This is a genomic window from Mesorhizobium sp. U510 (genome assembly GCF_059180695.1).
On the sequence record NZ_CP180532.1, the window covers coordinates 1,624,191 to 1,641,658 of the forward strand.

General features: G+C 64.0%; 17 protein-coding genes. 6 read left to right on the top strand and 11 right to left on the bottom strand.

Annotated elements, in window-relative coordinates; all coding sequences use genetic code 11:
* Positions 1–28: 28 nt before the first annotated feature.
* The 6 genes from ACLGL5_RS09855 to ACLGL5_RS09880 all read left to right on the top strand — a co-directional run bounded on the left by ACLGL5_RS09855 (position 29) and on the right by ACLGL5_RS09880 (position 6,690).
* Positions 29–919, top strand: coding sequence for a class I SAM-dependent methyltransferase (locus ACLGL5_RS09855; RefSeq protein WP_236952169.1), 891 nt, complete (start codon positions 29–31; stop codon positions 917–919).
* Positions 920–1,134: 215 nt separating this feature from the next.
* Positions 1,135–2,289: an ABC transporter substrate-binding protein gene (locus ACLGL5_RS09860; RefSeq protein ID WP_027047698.1), complete on the top strand. Its 1,155-nt coding sequence runs from the start codon at positions 1,135–1,137 to the stop codon at positions 2,287–2,289.
* A 193-nt stretch (positions 2,290–2,482) separates the two neighbouring features.
* Positions 2,483–3,481 (top strand): ABC transporter ATP-binding protein, encoded by a 999-nt coding sequence (locus ACLGL5_RS09865; RefSeq protein ID WP_069090893.1) that lies wholly within the window; start codon positions 2,483–2,485, stop codon positions 3,479–3,481.
* Between the two features lie 14 nt (positions 3,482–3,495).
* Positions 3,496–4,446: an ABC transporter permease gene (locus ACLGL5_RS09870; protein WP_208645779.1), complete on the top strand. Its 951-nt coding sequence runs from the start codon at positions 3,496–3,498 to the stop codon at positions 4,444–4,446.
* Positions 4,436–5,251 carry an ABC transporter permease gene (locus ACLGL5_RS09875; RefSeq protein ID WP_069090895.1) on the top strand — a complete coding sequence of 272 codons (816 nt, stop codon included), beginning with the start codon at positions 4,436–4,438 and terminating at the stop codon, positions 5,249–5,251. The genes ACLGL5_RS09870 and ACLGL5_RS09875 overlap by 11 nt, the downstream gene beginning before the upstream one ends.
* 26 nt (positions 5,252–5,277) lie before the next feature.
* Positions 5,278–6,690: a gamma-aminobutyraldehyde dehydrogenase gene (locus tag ACLGL5_RS09880; protein WP_069090896.1), complete on the top strand. Its 1,413-nt coding sequence runs from the start codon at positions 5,278–5,280 to the stop codon at positions 6,688–6,690.
* A gap of 209 nt (positions 6,691–6,899) precedes the next feature.
* Here the strand turns inward: ACLGL5_RS09880 and ACLGL5_RS09885 are convergent, their stop codons facing one another.
* The 11 genes from ACLGL5_RS09885 to ACLGL5_RS09935 form a co-directional block, all read right to left on the bottom strand.
* Complete coding sequence (locus tag ACLGL5_RS09885) at positions 6,900–7,214, bottom strand: hypothetical protein (RefSeq protein ID WP_010913185.1); 315 nt, start codon at positions 7,212–7,214, stop codon at positions 6,900–6,902.
* Positions 7,215–7,251: 37 nt separating this feature from the next.
* Positions 7,252–7,614, bottom strand: a complete 363-nt coding sequence (locus ACLGL5_RS09890) for a nuclear transport factor 2 family protein (protein ID WP_027047699.1) — start codon at positions 7,612–7,614, stop codon at positions 7,252–7,254.
* An 84-nt stretch (positions 7,615–7,698) separates the two neighbouring features.
* Entirely contained in the window at positions 7,699–8,178 is a 480-nt protein-coding gene (locus ACLGL5_RS09895) for a carboxymuconolactone decarboxylase family protein (RefSeq protein WP_019862954.1), read from the bottom strand.
* 108 nt (positions 8,179–8,286) lie between these two features.
* Positions 8,287–9,840 carry an alpha/beta fold hydrolase gene (locus ACLGL5_RS09900; protein WP_069093260.1) on the bottom strand — a complete coding sequence of 518 codons (1,554 nt, stop codon included), beginning with the start codon at positions 9,838–9,840 and terminating at the stop codon, positions 8,287–8,289.
* A gap of 114 nt (positions 9,841–9,954) precedes the next feature.
* Positions 9,955–10,263, bottom strand: a complete 309-nt coding sequence (locus tag ACLGL5_RS09905) for a formate dehydrogenase subunit delta (RefSeq protein ID WP_019862956.1) — start codon at positions 10,261–10,263, stop codon at positions 9,955–9,957.
* Positions 10,253–11,080, bottom strand: coding sequence for a formate dehydrogenase accessory sulfurtransferase FdhD (gene fdhD, locus ACLGL5_RS09910; RefSeq protein WP_064984532.1), 828 nt, complete (start codon positions 11,078–11,080; stop codon positions 10,253–10,255). The genes ACLGL5_RS09905 and fdhD overlap by 11 nt, the downstream gene beginning before the upstream one ends.
* On the bottom strand, positions 11,080–11,304 hold the full coding sequence (locus tag ACLGL5_RS09915; protein ID WP_019862958.1) for a hypothetical protein: 225 nt from the start codon (positions 11,302–11,304) through the stop codon (positions 11,080–11,082). The genes fdhD and ACLGL5_RS09915 overlap by 1 nt, the downstream gene beginning before the upstream one ends.
* A gap of 31 nt (positions 11,305–11,335) precedes the next feature.
* The gene (fdhF, locus tag ACLGL5_RS09920; RefSeq protein ID WP_019862959.1) at positions 11,336–14,251 is read right to left on the bottom strand and encodes a formate dehydrogenase subunit alpha; all 2,916 of its coding nucleotides are present in this window, start codon (positions 14,249–14,251) and stop codon (positions 11,336–11,338) included.
* A 10-nt stretch (positions 14,252–14,261) separates the two neighbouring features.
* Positions 14,262–15,818, bottom strand: a complete 1,557-nt coding sequence (locus ACLGL5_RS09925) for a formate dehydrogenase beta subunit (RefSeq protein ID WP_069090897.1) — start codon at positions 15,816–15,818, stop codon at positions 14,262–14,264.
* Positions 15,815–16,294, bottom strand: coding sequence for a formate dehydrogenase subunit gamma (locus ACLGL5_RS09930; RefSeq protein ID WP_019862961.1), 480 nt, complete (start codon positions 16,292–16,294; stop codon positions 15,815–15,817). Before ACLGL5_RS09930 ends, ACLGL5_RS09925 begins: the two co-directional genes overlap by 4 nt.
* A 135-nt stretch (positions 16,295–16,429) precedes the next feature.
* Complete coding sequence (locus ACLGL5_RS09935; protein WP_038653788.1) at positions 16,430–17,329, bottom strand: LysR family transcriptional regulator; 900 nt, start codon at positions 17,327–17,329, stop codon at positions 16,430–16,432.
* Positions 17,330–17,468 lie beyond the last annotated feature (139 nt).

Consider the following 17,468-nt stretch of genomic DNA (forward strand, 5'->3'; position numbering starts at 1 on the left):
TGACCTCAAGTCGGCTTGAACTCGTAGAGTGCTCGCGACGATCGGTGAGAGCAACATGAAAGCGAGGTCCGTTATGCCGCAATCCGCGCCGCCAAACACACGCCAAGCCGCGCTCTGGAACGATGTCAGCGGAAAGGCCTGGGTCGAGATGCAGCCGATCCTCGACGAGATACTGGCGCCGTTCGAGCGGCTGGTGGTCGATGCCGGCTATCCCAGGGAAGGGAGCAATGTCCTGGACATCGGCTGCGGTGCCGGCGCCACGACTCTGGCGATGGCGCGCCGCGTGGGCAACGACGGAAATTGTGTGGGGCTAGACATCTCGCAGCCGCTTGTCGCCCTGGCGACGGAGCGCACGAAGCTGGGAGAGGTAGCAAACGCAAGTTTTGAAGTGGGCGATGCCCAGACATATGCGTTCGAATCCGGGCATTTCGACGCTGTAATCTCCCGCTTCGGTGTCATGTTCTTCGATGATCCCATAGCCGCGTTCACCAACATAAGAAAGGCCGTGAGGCGCCGTGGCAAACTCGCCTTTGTTGCCTGGCGCAGTCCGCTCGAGAATGATTTCATGACGACCGCCGTGCGAGCGGCTGCGCCTTTCCTGCCGCCTGCACCGGCGCCAGACCCCGATGCGCCGGGTCAGTTTGCCTTTGCCGACGGCGCCAAGGTGAAGCGGATCCTGGAAGCGAGCGGCTGGGCTTCGATCGAAGTCGAACAGGCGGACGTCCCGTGTCGGATCGCCCAACGCGATCTGATGGCGTATGCCACCCGGCTAGGGCCGCTCGGCGCCGCGCTGCGCGAGGTTGACCGGGCAACGGCCGAAAAAATCACCACGGTGTTACCGGCTGCGTTCGCGCCTTTCGTTAAGGACGGTGAGGCTCGCTTTAACGCCGCTTGCTGGCTGGTGACCGCGCATGCTTGAGGCGGTGGCTGTCTATCGGAAAAACCGATATCGTCGTTCTGATAAATGAATTTGCGAAACCGGAATTTTCCAAGCACGTTCGGTTTCAGGGGACCAAAGCCGCCAGCAGAGTGGCATCAAGTCCACAGGACGAACTGATATGTTTTTCAGTCCGCGCGTGATCTGGCGAAAACCGGAGCGGTTTCGGGGCCATGCGCCAAAATGGGAGATCGATGATGAATTCATTCCTGAAGTCGTGCACGGCGCTGACGGTCGCGCTGACCTTCTCCGGTCAGGCCATCGCCCAGGTCAAGGAACTCGGCAAGGGCGAGGGCCAGGTCAACATCGTTGCCTGGCCGGGCTATATCGAGCGCGGCGAGACCGACAAGGGCTATGACTGGGTCACCGCCTTCGAAAAGGAGAGCGGCTGCAAGGTCAACGTCAAGACCGCCAACACCTCCGACGAGATGGTCTCGCTGATGAACGAGGGTGGCTTCGACCTCGTCACGGCTTCGGGCGATGCCTCGTTGCGCCTCGTCGCCGGCAAGCGCGTACAGCCGATCAACACCGATCTCATCCCGAGCTGGAAGACGGTTGACGACCGGCTGAAGGACGCCCCCTGGTTCACCGTCGACAAGGTGCATTACGGCGTTCCTTACCAGTGGGGGCCGAACATCCTGATGTACAACACCGAGGTGTTCAAGGAAGCGCCGAAGAGCTGGAACGTCGTCTTCGAGGAGATGAAGCTGCCGGACGGCAAGTCTAACAAGGGCCGCGTCCAGGCCTATGACGGGCCGATCCACATCGCCGATGCCGCCAACTATCTGATGTTCCATAAGCCGGAACTCGGCATCAAGGATCCCTACGAACTCAACGAGGACCAGTACAAGGCAGCGCTCGAACTGCTGCGCGTCCAGCGCACGCTGGTCGGCCGCTACTGGCATGACGCCGCCATCCAGGTCGACGATTTCCAGAATGAAGGCGTCGTCGCCTCCGGGTCATGGCCGTATCAGGTCAACACGCTGGTCGCCGCCAAGAAGCCGGTTGCCTCGACCGTGCCGGAAGAAGGCGTCACCGGCTGGGCCGACACCACCATGATGGAAGCCGACGCGGCGCATCCAAACTGCGCCTATATGTGGCTCGAACATTCGCTGTCGCCGAAGGTGCAGGGCGATGTCTCGGCCTGGTTCGGATCGCTCCCTGTCGTTCCCGCCGCCTGCAAGGGCAACGAGCTCCTGACCGACGAAGGCTGCAAGACCAACGGCTACGACAATTTCGACAAGATCAAGTTCTGGAAGACGCCGGTCTCGAAATGCGTCACCCAGAACGACAAGTGCGTGCCTTACTACCGCTGGGTGTCGGACTATATCGGCGTCATCGGCGGACGGTGATTCCGCGTCGCTGAGAGCATAGCGCTGCCCCTCATCCTTTCCCTCTCCCCGTGAAGAACGGGAGAGGGGTGTCGCGCCAGCGTTTCCGCCAAGTCCCTTCTCCCCGTCACTATACGGGGAGAAGGTGCCGGTAGGCGGAAGAGGGGCAGCACCGCCGCCTGAATTTGATGAGCCTGACAGATCAGGACAGCCCATGACATCAGCCGTCTCCTTCCAGAAAGTCTCGCGCCATTTCGGCAGCGTTCGCGCCGTCGACGCGGTCGATCTCGACATCGCGCCGGGCGAGTTCTTCGCCATGCTCGGGCCTTCCGGGTCCGGCAAGACGACATGCCTGCGCCTCATCGCCGGCTTCGAGCAGCCGACTTCGGGCTCGATCTCGATCTTCGGTGAGCGCGCCGAGGGCGTGCCGCCCTATCGCCGCAACGTCAACACCGTCTTCCAGGACTACGCGCTGTTCCCGCATCTCAATGTGCTTGATAACGTCGCCTATGGGCTGATGGTCAAGGGCGTGGGCAAGGCCGAGCGGCACAAGGCGGCCGAGGAGGCCCTGTCGCTGGTGCGGCTGCCAGGCTACGGCGCCCGCCGCCCCGGCCAGCTTTCCGGCGGCCAGCGCCAGCGCGTCGCGCTCGCCCGCGCTCTGGTCAACCAGCCCAAGGTGCTGTTGCTCGACGAGCCGCTCGGCGCGCTTGACCTCAAGCTGCGCGAGAACATGCAGGAGGAACTGAAATCGCTGCAGAAGGCGCTCGGCATCACCTTCGTCTTCGTCACCCATGACCAGGGTGAGGCGCTGTCGATGGCCGACCGCGTCGCCGTCTTCAACGACGGCAGGATCATGCAGATCGGCACGCCGGAGGATATTTATCAGCGGCCGAGAACCCGCTTCGTCGCCGATTTCGTAGGCTCCTCCAACGTGCTGCCGCCGGATTTCGTCCAGCGTTATTCCGGCCAGCACCGCTGGGGCAGCCTCCGCCCCGAATCCATTCGCGTCAGCCGCGCTGCAAGCGGCGAAGGCGTCGCCGCCCGCCTGATCTCGACCAACTATCTCGGCGCCACCACCAGGCTGGCGCTCGATGCCGATGGGTTGAAGCTGCACGCCGTGGTGCCAGCCGGCACGGTGCTGCCTGCCGAGGGCGAAGCGGTGGTGCTCACCTTCAACCGCGAGCACCTGCATCTGATGGATGAGCCGGCATGAGCGTCGATGTCACCATGCCGCGCGCCACGGCTCCTGCCATCCTGCCAGGCAGCGGCGGCATGCGCGGCGCGCTGTCGGACCTGTTCTGGCGCCGGCCGCAACTGCTTCTGCTGCTCATGCTTTTGCCGCCGGTGCTGTGGCTCGGCATCGTCTATATCGGCTCGCTCTTCGCGCTGCTGGCACAGAGCTTTTTCTCCATCGACGAGTTCTCCGGCCTCATCAACCGCCAGTTCACGCTGAAGACCTATGGCGACCTGTTGCAGGCCGCCAATCTCGACATCATCCTGCGCACGGTGACGATGGCGGCTCTCGTCACCGTGGCCTCGGCCATCGTCGCCTTTCCGATCGCCTACTATGCCGCGCGCTATGCCCGTGGTCGCTGGAAGGCGCTGTTCTATCTCGGCGTCATGCTGCCGCTGTGGTCGAGCTATCTGGTCAAGATCTATGCCTGGAAGCTGATCCTGGCCAAGGAAGGCATCCTCACCTGGCTCTTCGCCAAGTTGCATGTGCTGTGGCTGCTCGAGGCCTGGCTGGCGTTGCCGGTCGTCGGCGGCAACTCGCTGTCGGTGTCGTTCACCGGCACCTTCATCGTCTTCGTCTATGTCTGGCTGCCCTTCATGATCCTCCCGGTACAGGCGGCCCTCGAGCGCGTGCCCGGCAATCTGGTCGAAGCCTCCTCCGATCTCGGCGCTTCGCCCGGCCAGACCTTCCGCAACGTGCTGTTCCCGTTGGCGCTGCCCGGCATTGTCGCCGGCTCGATCTTCACCTTCTCGCTGACATTGGGCGATTACATCATCCCACAGATCATCGGCACGTCGCGCCTGTTCATCGGCCAGGCCGTCTATTCGCAGCAAGGGACCGCCGGCAACATCCCGCTCGCCGCCGCCTTCACCGTGGTGCCCATCGTCATCATGGGTTTCTACCTCTGGGGCGCCAAGCGCATGGGGGCTTTCGATGCGCTCTGACCGTGGTCAACCGGCTCCGCTCGGCTTGAAGATCGCCGCCGCTTGCGGCCTGCTTTTCCTGCATTTGCCGATCCTGCTGATCTTCGTCTACGCCTTCACCACCGAGGAGAAGAGCTTCGTCTGGCCGCCGCCGGGGCTGACCACGCAGTGGTTCGCCGTCACATGGAACCGGCCTGACGTCTGGGAAGCGCTGTCGCTGTCGGTGCGCGTCGCCACCATCTCGACGGCGATCGCACTGGTGCTCGGCACGCTGTGCGCCGCCGCTGTGTCACGGACGAAATTCTTCGGCCGCGAGACCATCTCGCTGCTGGTCATCCTGCCGATCGCGCTGCCCGGCATCATCACCGGTATCGCGCTCCGCTCGGCCTTTTCGCTCGCCGACATTCCTTTCTCGTTCTGGACCATCGTGCTCGGCCACGCCACTTTCTGCGTGGTCGTCGTCTACAACAATGCGGTCGCCCGTTTCCGCCGCACATCCGGTTCGATGATCGAGGCGTCTATGGATCTCGGCGCCGACGGTTTTCAGACCTTCCGCCATGTCGTGCTGCCCAACATCGCCACCGCGCTGCTTGCCGGCGGCATGCTCGCCTTCGCGCTGTCCTTCGACGAGGTCATCGTCACCACCTTCACCGCCGGCCAGCAGCAGACCGTGCCGATCTGGATGCTGGAGGAGCTGATCCGCCCGCGCCAGCGCCCGGTCACCAATGTCGTGGCCATGGTCGTCGTGCTGGTGACGCTGCTGCCCATCCTGTTTGCCTATTACCTCACCCGCGACGGCGACCAGATCGCCGGTTCGGGCAAATAACGTCAGTTCGTAAGGGAGAGACGTCCATGGACACCCAGATGCTGATCGGCTCGAAATTCGAGAACGGCGCCGAGACTGAGGAGCCGATCCTCAATCCGAAGACCGGGGCGACCATTCTCAACCTGCCCGAGGCCAGCCAGGCGCAGATCGAGGCGGCGGTGGCGGCCGCCGAACAGGCGTTCGTCTTGTGGTCGCGCACAACGCCGGCGCAGCGCTCTGGTTATCTCCTCAAGATCGCCGACCGCATCGAGGCCGAGGCCAAGGACTTCGCCGCTCTCGAGGCGCTGAACTGCGGCAAGCCGATCAATTCCGTGCTCAATGACGAGATTCCGGGCATCGTCGACTGCTACCGCTTCTTCGCGGGCGCGGTCCGTTCGATGCCGGGCGTCGTCGCCGGCGAATATCTTCCCGGCCACACCTCGATGGTGCGGCGCGATCCGATCGGCATCGTCGCCTCGATCGCGCCCTGGAACTACCCGCTGATGATGATGGCCTGGAAGCTGGCGCCGGCGATCGGCGGCGGCAACACCGTCGTCTTCAAGCCGTCGGAGCAGACGCCGCTGACGGCGCTGAAGCTGGCCAGGATCCTGGCCGAAATCCTCCCCGCAGGCGTGGTCAATGTCGTGCTCGGCCGCGGCGATAGCGTCGGCAACGCGCTGATCAACCATCCCAAGGTCAACATGATCTCGATCACCGGCGATGTCGCCACCGGCAAGAAGGTGCTGCAGGCGGCCGCCAAATCGGTCAAGCGCACGCATCTCGAACTCGGCGGCAAGGCGCCCGTCGTCGTCTTCGACGACGCCGATCTAGGTTCCGTCGTCAACGGCCTGCGCGCCTTCGGTTACTACAATGCCGGCCAGGACTGCACCGCGGCCTGCCGCATCTATGCCGGCAAGAAGATCTACGACAAGCTCGTCGCCGATCTGTCCTCGGCGGTCTCGACCATCAAGTACAACCAGCCGGACGACACCGAAAACGAGATTGGCCCGCTGATCTCGCGCCGCCAGCGCGACCGCGTGTCGAGCTTCGTCGAACGCGCCTCGGAATTGAAGCACATCGAGATCACCACCGGCGGCAAGCCGGGCGAGGGCACCGGCTTCTACTATCAGCCGACCGTCGTCGCCGGCGCGCTGCAGGAGGACGAAATCGTACGCCGCGAGGTGTTCGGCCCGGTCGTCTCGATCACCCGTTTCACGGAAGTCGACGAAGCGGTTAACTGGGCCAATGACAGCGACTACGGCCTGGCGTCATCGGTGTGGACCAAGGACGTCTCGCGCGCCATGGCGACGGCGGCACGTCTGCAATATGGCTGCACGTGGATCAACACCCATTTCATGCTGACCAACGAGATGCCACAGTCCGGCTACGGCAAGGATATGTCGCTCTACGCGCTGGAAGACTATACCGCCGTGCGGCATGTCATGGTTGCGCACGCATAGCACGCCCGTCCTTCCCCCCTTGTGGGGTCCGAAGGACGGGCGAGGCCCGTGACTCGCCTCGGGCGGTGGATCGGCGCGCAGCGTCGAGTTGAGGGGTGTTCCAGCTTGGCGCCGGCTTACCCCTCACCCGGATTGCCAACCGATTTGTGAAGGACAAATGGGGGCAATCCGACCTCTCCCACAGGGGGAGGTAAGACCGTCGCGCATCGCTACTCGACGATGCGATAGATGTTCCACAGGCTGGTGCCTGACACGACATAGGGCTCCATCTCCTTGCCCCATTTGGCGTGTGCGTCGATCTTGCTGATCTTGGCGAACATCGCCTCCAGCTGGGCCAGGCTTTCCACCTGATGATGCGACTCGACCGTCGCTTCGCGTGCGCCGATCGATCCGGTCATGATCTGGAACTTCAGCTCGGCGAGGCCGACCTGCGAGCCGATCTCGCGTTCCCATTTCTTCAACAGGTCGAGCACGGTCTGTTTATGCCCGAACTTCGCGTCGATCTGCCATCTGGCGCTGAACATGTTGGTTCCTCCCAAGGTTGAGTTGGCGGCTGTTTGCCTATTCGTCCCAGGCTTGCACGACGGTCTGCCGCGCGATCCGCCCGTTCTTCAGCTCCAGCATCGCGGCGGCGAACACTTTCGTGCCGTCCGGATAGGCGCAGGCCTGGGTGAAGGCGAGGCTGTCGCCGTCGGCGATCGTGGTGTCGACCTTGTGGGTCATCGCCCGGCTGCAGATGTCGTCCCAGAAGGTGGCGATCGCCGCGCGCCCGCGGACTTCGCGCGGCTTGCTCGGCGGGTTGTTGCGGTCGATCACCCGCACCAACGCGTCGTCGGCATAGAAGCTCGACAGCATCTTACCATCGCGGCTCTCGATCGCCTTCTTGATCGCCGCGCCATCCACGACTTGAGTCTTGGTCAGCATCTTATCCTCCATGTGCCCGTCTTCACGATCGGGCGGTTGATATTCAGTAGGGACTGCCCGACGCTCGCCGCCAGGCAGGGATTTTCACTGCGACTTCGCCTTGACGGCGGCGAAGACATCGTCGGTCTGCTTCTTGAACGTGGCGAGATCGACCTGGCTGCCATTGAGCATTGTCGACCAGTGGCGCACGATCGCCGCCATCGCGATCGTCTCCTTGATCTCCTCGTCGCTCGCGCCGTTGAGCTTGGCGGCCTCGGTATGGAAATAGATGCAGTACTGGCAAGGTATCTGCGAGGCCACCGCGAGGCCCATCAGTTCCTTGGTCTTGCCGTCCAGAGCGGTTTTCGGGTTGAGCTGGACGCCCTTGATCTCGGCCCAGGCACCGGCGATGGCGACGTCAGGCAGTGTCTTGAACATGTCCGGCACGGAGCCGAGCGTCGCCTGGATGTCCTTGTAGGCGGCTGTCGCCGACGCATCCTCGGCCTTCGCGGGAGAGATCGTGAGCAGCGCGCCAATCCCTGCCGCGATCACAAGTGATCTGACATTCAGTTTTGACTTGAGCATTTCATCCTCCGTTCGCAGTGCCCTTCCGGCGATATCCGCCTGGCCTGCATGGGGGAATTGATAGCGCTTACATCCGCCTGGCCGCTTCGCCCGAAAGCGCCATGGCTCTCATGGCCCGTCCGGGCCAGTGTGCCGGACCGAGAATACCGCCGCCGCCGCTCGCGACGGCAGGTCGAGCTTGAGCAATATGTTGGCGACGTGGCGCTTGACCGTGTGTTCGCTCAGCCTGAGCTCGGCTGCGATCGCGGCATTGCTCTTGCCGTCGGCAATCAGGCTCACCACCTCGCTTTCCCTCGCCGTCAGCACGGACGGTTCGGTCGTTTTGGTCCTGGCGCGGCAGTCAGGCTCCAGATGCTGTTCCGACATTGCCCGCACCAGCGCCATGGGCTCGTCCAGATCGTCCAGCGTGACCCGGCTGGCGTCTTCGAAATGCAGGCCTGAGCCGGTTGCCAGATCAGCGACCAGCCGCGACGCCAGGATATCGCCCCGGCTGGCGCGCGCGGCGATCTGCATCGTCACGCGGGCCGTCAGCCCCACCGGCGGCCCGCGCAGTTCGATCTCCCCGACATGTGCGCCCTGCGCGCTGGCCACGCCGATCCCTTGCGCTGCCTCGCGCAGCGCCGCTGCACAGCGTATGGCGCGCGCCGGTCCATCGAAGCGCGAAATCATCATCTCGCCCTGGGTGCCCAGCGCTCGGCCGCCATGGCGCCCGACCAGCAACCGCCAGGTTTCCTGGAAGCGCTCGCTGCGTTCGCTCCACACGCGGTCGCCCATCCGCGTCGTATCGTAGATGCGCGTCACCAGAAGTGCCGCCAGCACGCGGTCGGCTCCGGCGACGGCGCGCTCGCCGGTCAGGAATTCCTCGATCAGGTCGGCGACCCGGTCGACATCGCCGGTCCAGATCGGATGGTCGCGCCCGGGAATCTCGACCAGCCGCGCATTCGGGATTTTCTTGGCCAGGAAACGGCTGGCGTCGGGATCGACCCGCGCATCGTTGCGGCGATGGATCAGCAGCGTCGGCGCGCTGATCGCCGCCAGCACACCACGTACATCGATTTCCGCATTCATTCGCGCCAGTGCCGCCGCTGCCGTCGGGCTCGCCGACAGCCGCTCGAAACGCGCCCACCACTGGGTAAAATGCGCGTCGTCGACCCGGCCCGGCGCGAAATTCGGCAAGGTGGCACCGGTGCCCCAGGCCGTCTCGGCGGTGGCGATGAAGGCGTTGAGGCGTTCGGGCGGCATCACCCATTTGTGGAAATGCGCATAGCCGCCATAGAGCGCCAGCGCGCGCGTCCGCTCGGGATAGGTGGCGGCGAACAGCATTGCCATCGGCGCGCCTTCTGAAGCGCCAAGCAGGGCAGCACGACCGCTGCCGGCGGCGTCCATCACCGCGCGCACATCGTCCATGCGCGTTTCAAGACTGGGCAGGTTGTGCGCATCGACACGGTCGGAAAGGCCGGTGCCGCGCTTGTCGAACAGGATCAGCCGCGAGAACGCCGAAAGCCGCCTCAAGAGCCTTGTATAGCCCTCGTCTTCCCAATGCAGGTCGAGATTGGAAATGAAGCCCGGGACGAAGACGAGATCAAGCGAACCCTGGCCGACCACCTGATAGGCGATCCGCGCCTCGCCGCTGAGGGCATATCGGGTCTCGATCGGCCTCACGAGTTTCTTCCGCCGGCCTGACGATTTCTGATCGTCAACCATAGCAGAGCCGCTTCGATAGCGGCAGCTCAAACTTTAGCGAAAGTGAATGTATACCGGGACCGCCCGCTGCGGCTACTTTTGTGACGCGGCGACGTCTGCCGGGGAGGGGGTGAGTCCGAGCTTCAGATCGGCCTCGGCTGGCGTGATCGGCCGCTTGATCCTGGCCGATGCAGCCACGACGAGTTCATCGAACCCTTCGCCGCTATCCAGCAGTTCGAAGAACTGTCGCCGCATCCTCGGTTCCCAGAATTTGTTGATGTGCTCGGCGACGCCGGCAACCCCTTCCTCGCGTGACTTGGAATGGAAGAAGGCCGCGATCTGGTTGGCCATGCGCACCAGCTTTTCGCTGGTGCTCGTGATGTGGTCTTCGTCATGCGACATGCTGGGCAACTCCCAAAACCACCCGGTCGGGGTGGGTGAAAACATCGAAATCCTCGCCGCGCACCAGGGCGACCAGCGTCATGCCGGCCTCATCGGCCGTGCGGATGGCAAGCGCGGTCGGCGCCGAGACAGCGATGATGAAGGCGGAGCCGATCGCCGCCGTCTTCTGCACCATCTCGACCGACACGCGCGACGTCACCACGACAGCGCCCGACGCACCGTCGATGCCGGCTTTGGCCAACGCCCCGGCCAGCTTGTCCAGCGCATTGTGGCGGCCGACATCCTCGCGCGCCATGACGACGCCCTTGCCGGGAATATAGAAGCCGGCGGCATGCACGGCTCCGGTTTCCTGATGCAGCGGCTGCACCTTCGACAACAGCTTGACGGAGCGGACGATGTCGTCGGTATCAAGCGTAAGTTTTGACGCACCAACAGCGTCGACGGAGCGCATGGCTTCCTCGATGGATTCAATGCCGCACAGCCCGCAGCCAACCGGCCCGGCAAGCCTGCGCCGCCGCGCCTCGAAGCGTGTATTGGCCTTATCCTTGAGCCGGATCTGGATATCGATGCCGGCGCCATGATCCTCGACCTCGATCGCCTCGATTTCTTGCGGGTCGGCAATGATGCCTTCCGTCAGCGAGAAGCCGAGCGCGAAATCCTCGAAGTCGGCGGGGCTCGCCATCATCACCGCATGCGTGGTTCCGGCAAAGGAAAACGCCACCGGCGTCTCCTCCGGCACCATGCGGTTGGCAACAGCCGTACCGCTGGCGCGGTGCGCGAGGCGGGAAGTCTGGCTGATCGGCTGGCGGGAGCGCATTAGTCCTGCTTCATCCACTTTGGCGTCAACTCTGGAACGTCGTGCGCGATCATCTCGAACGCCTTGTAGTGTCCAAGGCCCATTATGTTTCCGACAATGCGGCGAAGCTTGTCGAAGTCTTCCTTGGCCGCATGCTCCTGAATATCGAACAAAAACTGATTCAGGTCGGCGCCTTGCTTTTCACACAGGCGCATAAGCTTTTCGTAGGCTTCCTTTTGGGTCACCCCTGTTTCCTCCGACCGCGAGGCCGCCAGACTACTCGGCCGCCTGCAGCGAGGCGATGCGGCGGCTGTTCCTGGCCTGCTCATCGTACTCGCGCTGCCAGTCCGACGGGCCATTGGAGGCGCCGACCTGCACTGCCGTCACCTTGTACTCCGGACAGTTGGTCGCCCAGTCCGAGAAGTCGGTGGTGATGACGTTGGCTTGCGTGTCGGGATGGTGGAAGGTGGTGTAGACCACGCCGGGAGACACCCGGTCGGTGATCAGCGCCCGCAGCGTCGTCTCGCCCGAGCGGCTGGTCAGCCGCACCCAGTCGCCATCGCGCAGGCCGCGGTTTTCGGCATCGTGCGGATGGATCTCCAGCCGGTCTTCCGCGTGCCACATGACGTTGTCGGTGCGCCGCGTCTGCGCGCCGACATTGTACTGGCTGAGGATGCGGCCGGTGGTCAAAAGCAGCGGGAAGCGCGGCCCGGTCCTCTCGTCCGTCGCGACATATTCGGTGCGGATGAACTTGCCCTTGCCGCGCACGAAACCGTCAATGTGCATGATCGGCGTTCCGAGCGGGGCCTTCTCGTTGCAGGGCCATTGCACCGATCCGACGCGGTCGAGCAACTCGAAGGAGACATTGGCGAAGCTCGGCGTCGTCTGGGCGATCTCGTCCATGATCTGCGAGGGATGCGTGTAGTTCCAGTCGAGCCCGATCGCGCGGGCTAGCTCCTGCGTCGCTTGCCAATCGGCATAGCGCGCCTTCGGTTCCAGCACCTTGCGCACCATGTTGATGCGGCGCTCGGCATTGGTGAAGGTGCCGTCCTTTTCCAGGAAGGTCGAACCCGGCAGGAAGACATGCGCGTAGTTCGCGGTCTCGTTGAGGAAGAGATCGTGCACGACGACGCATTCCATGGCCGCGAGACCGCCCGCGACATGCTTGGTGTCGGGATCGGACTGCAGGATGTCCTCGCCCTGGATGTAGATGCCCTTGAAGGAGCCGTCGACGGCGGCGTCCAGCATGTTGGGAATGCGCAGGCCGGGTTCGTCGTCCAGCTTCACGCCCCACAGGCTCTCATAGATGTCGCGCACGGCTTCGCCGGAGATGTGGCGATAGCCGGGCAGTTCGTGCGGGAAGGAGCCCATGTCGCACGAGCCCTGCACATTGTTCTGGCCGCGCAGCGGGTTCACGCCGACGCCCGGCCGGCCGATATTGCCGGTAGCCATTGCGAGGTTGGCGATGGCCATCACCGTGGTCGAGCCCTGGCTGTGCTCGGTGACGCCGAGGCCGTAATAGATCGCGCCATTGCCGCCCTTGGCGTAGAGCCGCGCGGCCCCCCGGATCAGTTCCGGGTCGACGCCGGAAAGCTTGCCGACGATCTCGGGGCTGTTCTCCGGCAAGGCGACGAAGGAGGCCCAGTCCTGGAACTCCGTCCAGTCGCAGCGTTCGCGGATGAAGGCTTCGTCGAAAAGCCCTTCGGTGACGATGACATGCGCCAGTGACGTCAGCACCGCCACGTTGGTGCCGGGCTTCAGCGGCAGGTGATAGTCGGCCTCGACATGCGCCGACTTGACCATCTCGGTGCGGCGCGGATCGAGCACGATCAGCTTCGCGCCCTGGCGCAGCCGCTTCTTCAGACGCGAGGCGAACACCGGATGGGCGGAAACCGGATTGGCGCCGATGACGACGGCGACGTCGGTGAATTCGACGGAATCGAAATCCTGCGTGCCGGCCGAGGTGCCGTAGGTCTGGCCGAGCCCGTAGCCGGTCGGCGAATGGCAGACGCGGGCGCAGGTGTCGACATTATTGTTGCGGAAACCCTGCCGCACCAGCTTCTGGACGAGATAGGTCTCCTCATTCGTGCAGCGCGAGGAGGTGATGCCGCCGATCGAGGTGCGGCCGTACTGATACTGGATCCGGCGGAATTCCTTGGCCGTGTGGGCGATCGCCTCTTCCCAGCTCACTTCGCGCCACGGATCGGAGATCTTCTCGCGGATCATCGGCGACAGGATGCGGTCCTTGTGCGTGGCGTAGCCATAGGCGAAACGGCCTTTGACGCAGGAATGGCCGTGGTTCGCCTTGCCGTCCTTGTAAGGCATCATGCGGATGACTTCGTCGTCCTTCACCTCGGCCTTGAACGAGCAGCCGACGCCGCAATAGGCGCAGGTGGTGACGGCCGAGCGTTCCGGCATGCCCTTCTCGAGCACCGTCTTCTCGCGCAGCGCGTCGGTTGGGCAGGCCTGCACGCAGGCGCCGCAGGACACGCATTCGGAAGCGATGAAATCCTCATGCATGCCGGCGACCATGCGCGATTCGAAACCGCGGCCCTCGATGGTCAGCGCGAAGGTGCCCTGCACCTCCTCGCACGCCCGCACGCAGCGCGAGCAGACGATGCACTGCGCCGGATCATAGGTGAAATAAGGATTGGATTCGTCGCGGGCGATGTAGTCGACCGCCAGCGAGCCATGGCCGGGCGCCACGCCGTCTTCTTCCTGCTTGACGTGGTTGCGGCCCTCGACGCCGTAGCGGTTTTCGGTCAGGCCGACCGACTTCGCCACCGTGTCGAATTCGCTGGCGCCGGTGCCGGCCTTCTCGTTCCAGCCGGTCGGATGGTCGGAGACGTAAAGCTCCATGACTCCGCGGCGGATCGCGTCGAGCCGGTCGGACTGCGTCCGCACCACCATGCCTTCACCGACCGGCGTCGTGCAGGAGGCCGGCGTGCCGCCGCGCCCTTCGATCTCGACCAGGCAGACGCGGCACGAGCCGAACGAGTCCAGCATGTCGGTGGCGCAGAGTTTCGGGATCTCGACCCCGCCTTCCATCGCGGCGCGCATGATCGAGGTGCCTTCCGGCACCGTGATGCTGCGGCCGTCGACGCTTAGCGTGACCTGTTTTTGCGCCCGCGATTCCGGGGTTCCGTAGTCGATCTCTTCAACGAGCGATGGGAAGTCGGCCTTGATGTTCATCTGCCAGCTCCTACTCAGCAGCCACGCGCGCCGGCGCGGGCTTGAAATCTTCGGGGAAATGCGTGATCGAACTCATCACCGGATAGGGCGTGAAGCCGCCCAGTGCGCACAGCGAACCGAACTTCATCGTGTTGCAGAGGTCGGTGACCAGCGCGAGGTTCTTTTCCGGCTCGATCCCGGCGGCAAGCCTGTCGATGGTCTCGATGCCGCGCGTCGAGCCGATGCGGCAGGGCGTGCACTTGCCGCAGCTTTCGATGGCGCAGAACTCCATGGCGAAGCGCGCCTGCTTCAGCATATCGGCCGTGTCGTCGAACACGGTGATACCGGCATGGCCGATCAGCCCGTCGCGCTTGGCGAATTCCTCGTAGTCGAACGGCGTGTCGAACAGGGCGCGCGGGAAATAAGCGCCAAGCGGGCCGCCGACCTGTACTGCCTTCACCGGACGGCCGGTGGCCGTGCCGCCACCGATGTCATCGACGATCTCGCCGAGCGTCAGGCCGAAGGCGGTTTCGAACAGGCCGCCATTCCTGACGTTGCCGGCGATCTGGATCGGGATGGTGCCGCGCGAGCGGCCCATGCCGAAATCCTTGTAGAAGGCGGCGCCCTTGTCCATGATGATCGGCACCGAGGCGAGGCTGATGACGTTGTTGATCACCGTCGGCTTGCCGAACAGGCCCTGGATGGCCGGCAGCGGCGGCTTGGCGCGCACCACGCCGCGCTTGCCTTCGAGGCTGTTCAACAGCGAGGTTTCCTCGCCGCAGACATAGGCGCCGGCGCCGACGCGGATTTCCATGTCGAAGGCGTTGGGCGAACCCAGCACATTGACGCCGAGGACACCGGCCTTGCGGGCGATTTCGACGGCTTTGTTCATTGTCGCCACCGCATGCGGATATTCCGAGCGGATATAGACGAAGCCCTTGGTCGCTCCTGTGGCGATGCCGGCGATCGTCATGCCCTCGATCAGCACGAAGGGGTCGCCCTCCATGATCATGCGGTCGGCGAAAGTCGCGCTGTCGCCCTCATCGGCGTTGCAGACGATGTATTTGCGCTCCGATGTCGTATCCAGCACCGTCTTCCACTTGATGCCGGTCGGGAAGCCGGCGCCGCCGCGGCCGCGCAGGCCCGAGTCCGTAACCTGCTTGACGATGTCGGCCGCCGTCATGGCGACGGCGTTCTGCAGCCCCTTAAGCCCGCCAAGCGACTTGTAGGCGTCGAGCGACAGCGGATCGTTGATGCCGCAGCGGGCGAAGGTCAGCCGGGTCTGCTTGGCCAGGAACGGGATCTTGTCGGGCGCGCCGAGCCAGCGCTTGTGGTGGCCACCGGTGAGGAAGCCGCTGTCGAACAGGCTCTTGACGTCGGAAGGCTTGACCGGCCCGTAGGCGACGCGGCCGTTGGCGGTCGCCACTTCGACCATCGGTTCGAGGAAATAAGCGCCGCGCGATCCGTTGCGCACGATCTTGGCCTCGATGCCGCGCTCTGCGAGTTCCGTGCGAACCGCCTTGGCGACCTTTTCAGCGCCGAGCGCCAACGCGCCGGAATCGCCGGGAATGTAGATGCGGGGGATCATGAGCGCACCTCGGCAAGGATCTCGTCGATCTTCTCGTCATCGAGCCGCCCGATCACCTCGCCGTCGAGCATCGCCGACGGCGAACAGGCGCAAAGCCCGAGGCAATAGACCGGCTCGAGTGTAACCGATCCGTCGCGGGTGGTCTCGTGGAAACCGATGCCCAGCAACTGTTTGATCTTGGCGGCGACGGCATCCGAGCCCATCGACTGGCAGGCTTCCGCCTGGCACAGCTTGAGAACATGCCGCCCGGCCGGCCGGGCACGGAAATCATGGTAGAAGGTGACGACGCCGTGCACCTCGGCCCTGGAGAGGTTCAGCCCATCGGCGATGACCGGCAGTGCCGCCTGCGGCACATGGCCGAATTCTTCCTGGATCTCGTGCAGGATCGGCAGCAGCGGGCCTTCTAGGCCTTTCAGTTCTTGGATAATCGCCGCCGTGCGCGATGCGATCTCGGTACTTGCAGGCTGCATCGTCATGCAGCGCCCTCCCTGGTCGGTAGCGCTCCAGCGCTAAGTCGTTACAAAAACAGAGGAAACCAGCGAAATCAATAAAGCTGATCCGTCGCTTGATAGAAATTTTCTATCAAGCCCGCTCAGCCGCCATTCTCTACCCTAGCGATGGGCGCGGAAATCGTCTGCCAGCGCCATTGCCTCGTCCAGCAGCGCCTGCACCAGCGGCGTGTGCGGCTCACGCGGCGCGGCTACCAGGCCGACCGTGTGGCTGGCGTCGGGCTCGACGATCGGAATGGCCCGGATCGGCTCTGAAAAGCCGAATGTTTCCGCGAGGTTGAGCGGCATGATCGACGACCATTTGCCGGTGTGGATGTGCGAGAACAGCACGATCATCGAATTGGATTCGAGCGTCGGCCGCACTTGCACTCCGGCCTCGGCCAGATGCTGGTCGATGATGCGGCGGTTCTGCATGTCCGGCGTCAGCAGGCACAGCGGCAACCGGCTGATCTCGGCCCATGTCACTTTGTCGCGGTCGGAATAGGGGTTTCCGACCGCAGTGATCAGCTGATAGCGCTCGTCATAGAGCGGCACGCTGGTCACCCGCCCGAGCGGCTCGTTGTCGAGATAGGTGATACCGGCATCGATGTCGAAATTGCCGAGCAGCGACAAGACTTCGATCGAGGTGCGCGACAGCACCGAGAAGGTGACGCCGGGGTGCTTTTCGCGAAACGGCGTCGTCAGCCGCGCCACCATGGCGAGCGCGGTCGGGATGGCGGCAATGCGGATGCGTCCGGAAAGGCCGTGGCGCGCCGCGCGCATCTCCTCTCGCATGGCCCTTGAATCGCCGACGATGCGGCGCGCCCAGACCAGCACCTGCTTGCCTTCCGGCGTCAGGCCCTGGAACCGCGACCCGCGATTGACCAGCATGACGCCGAGTTGTCCCTCCAGCTGCTTGATCCCAGCCGACAAGGTCGGTTGGGTGACCCCACAGGCTTCCGCCGCCCGGCCGAAATGCTCTTCCTTGGCCAATGAGATAAAGAATTCGAGTTTGTCGATCATGCCATCCTTCCGGTCGTCATGCGCAGGCTCGGGGAAATTCGCCTTTGCCGCAAGCGCCATGCGTAATCGTTCCGCATCCACATCTTTCAGCCGGCTTACTGTTTCCCGCGGCGTCATGCGGCGCTATGTCAATGAAACG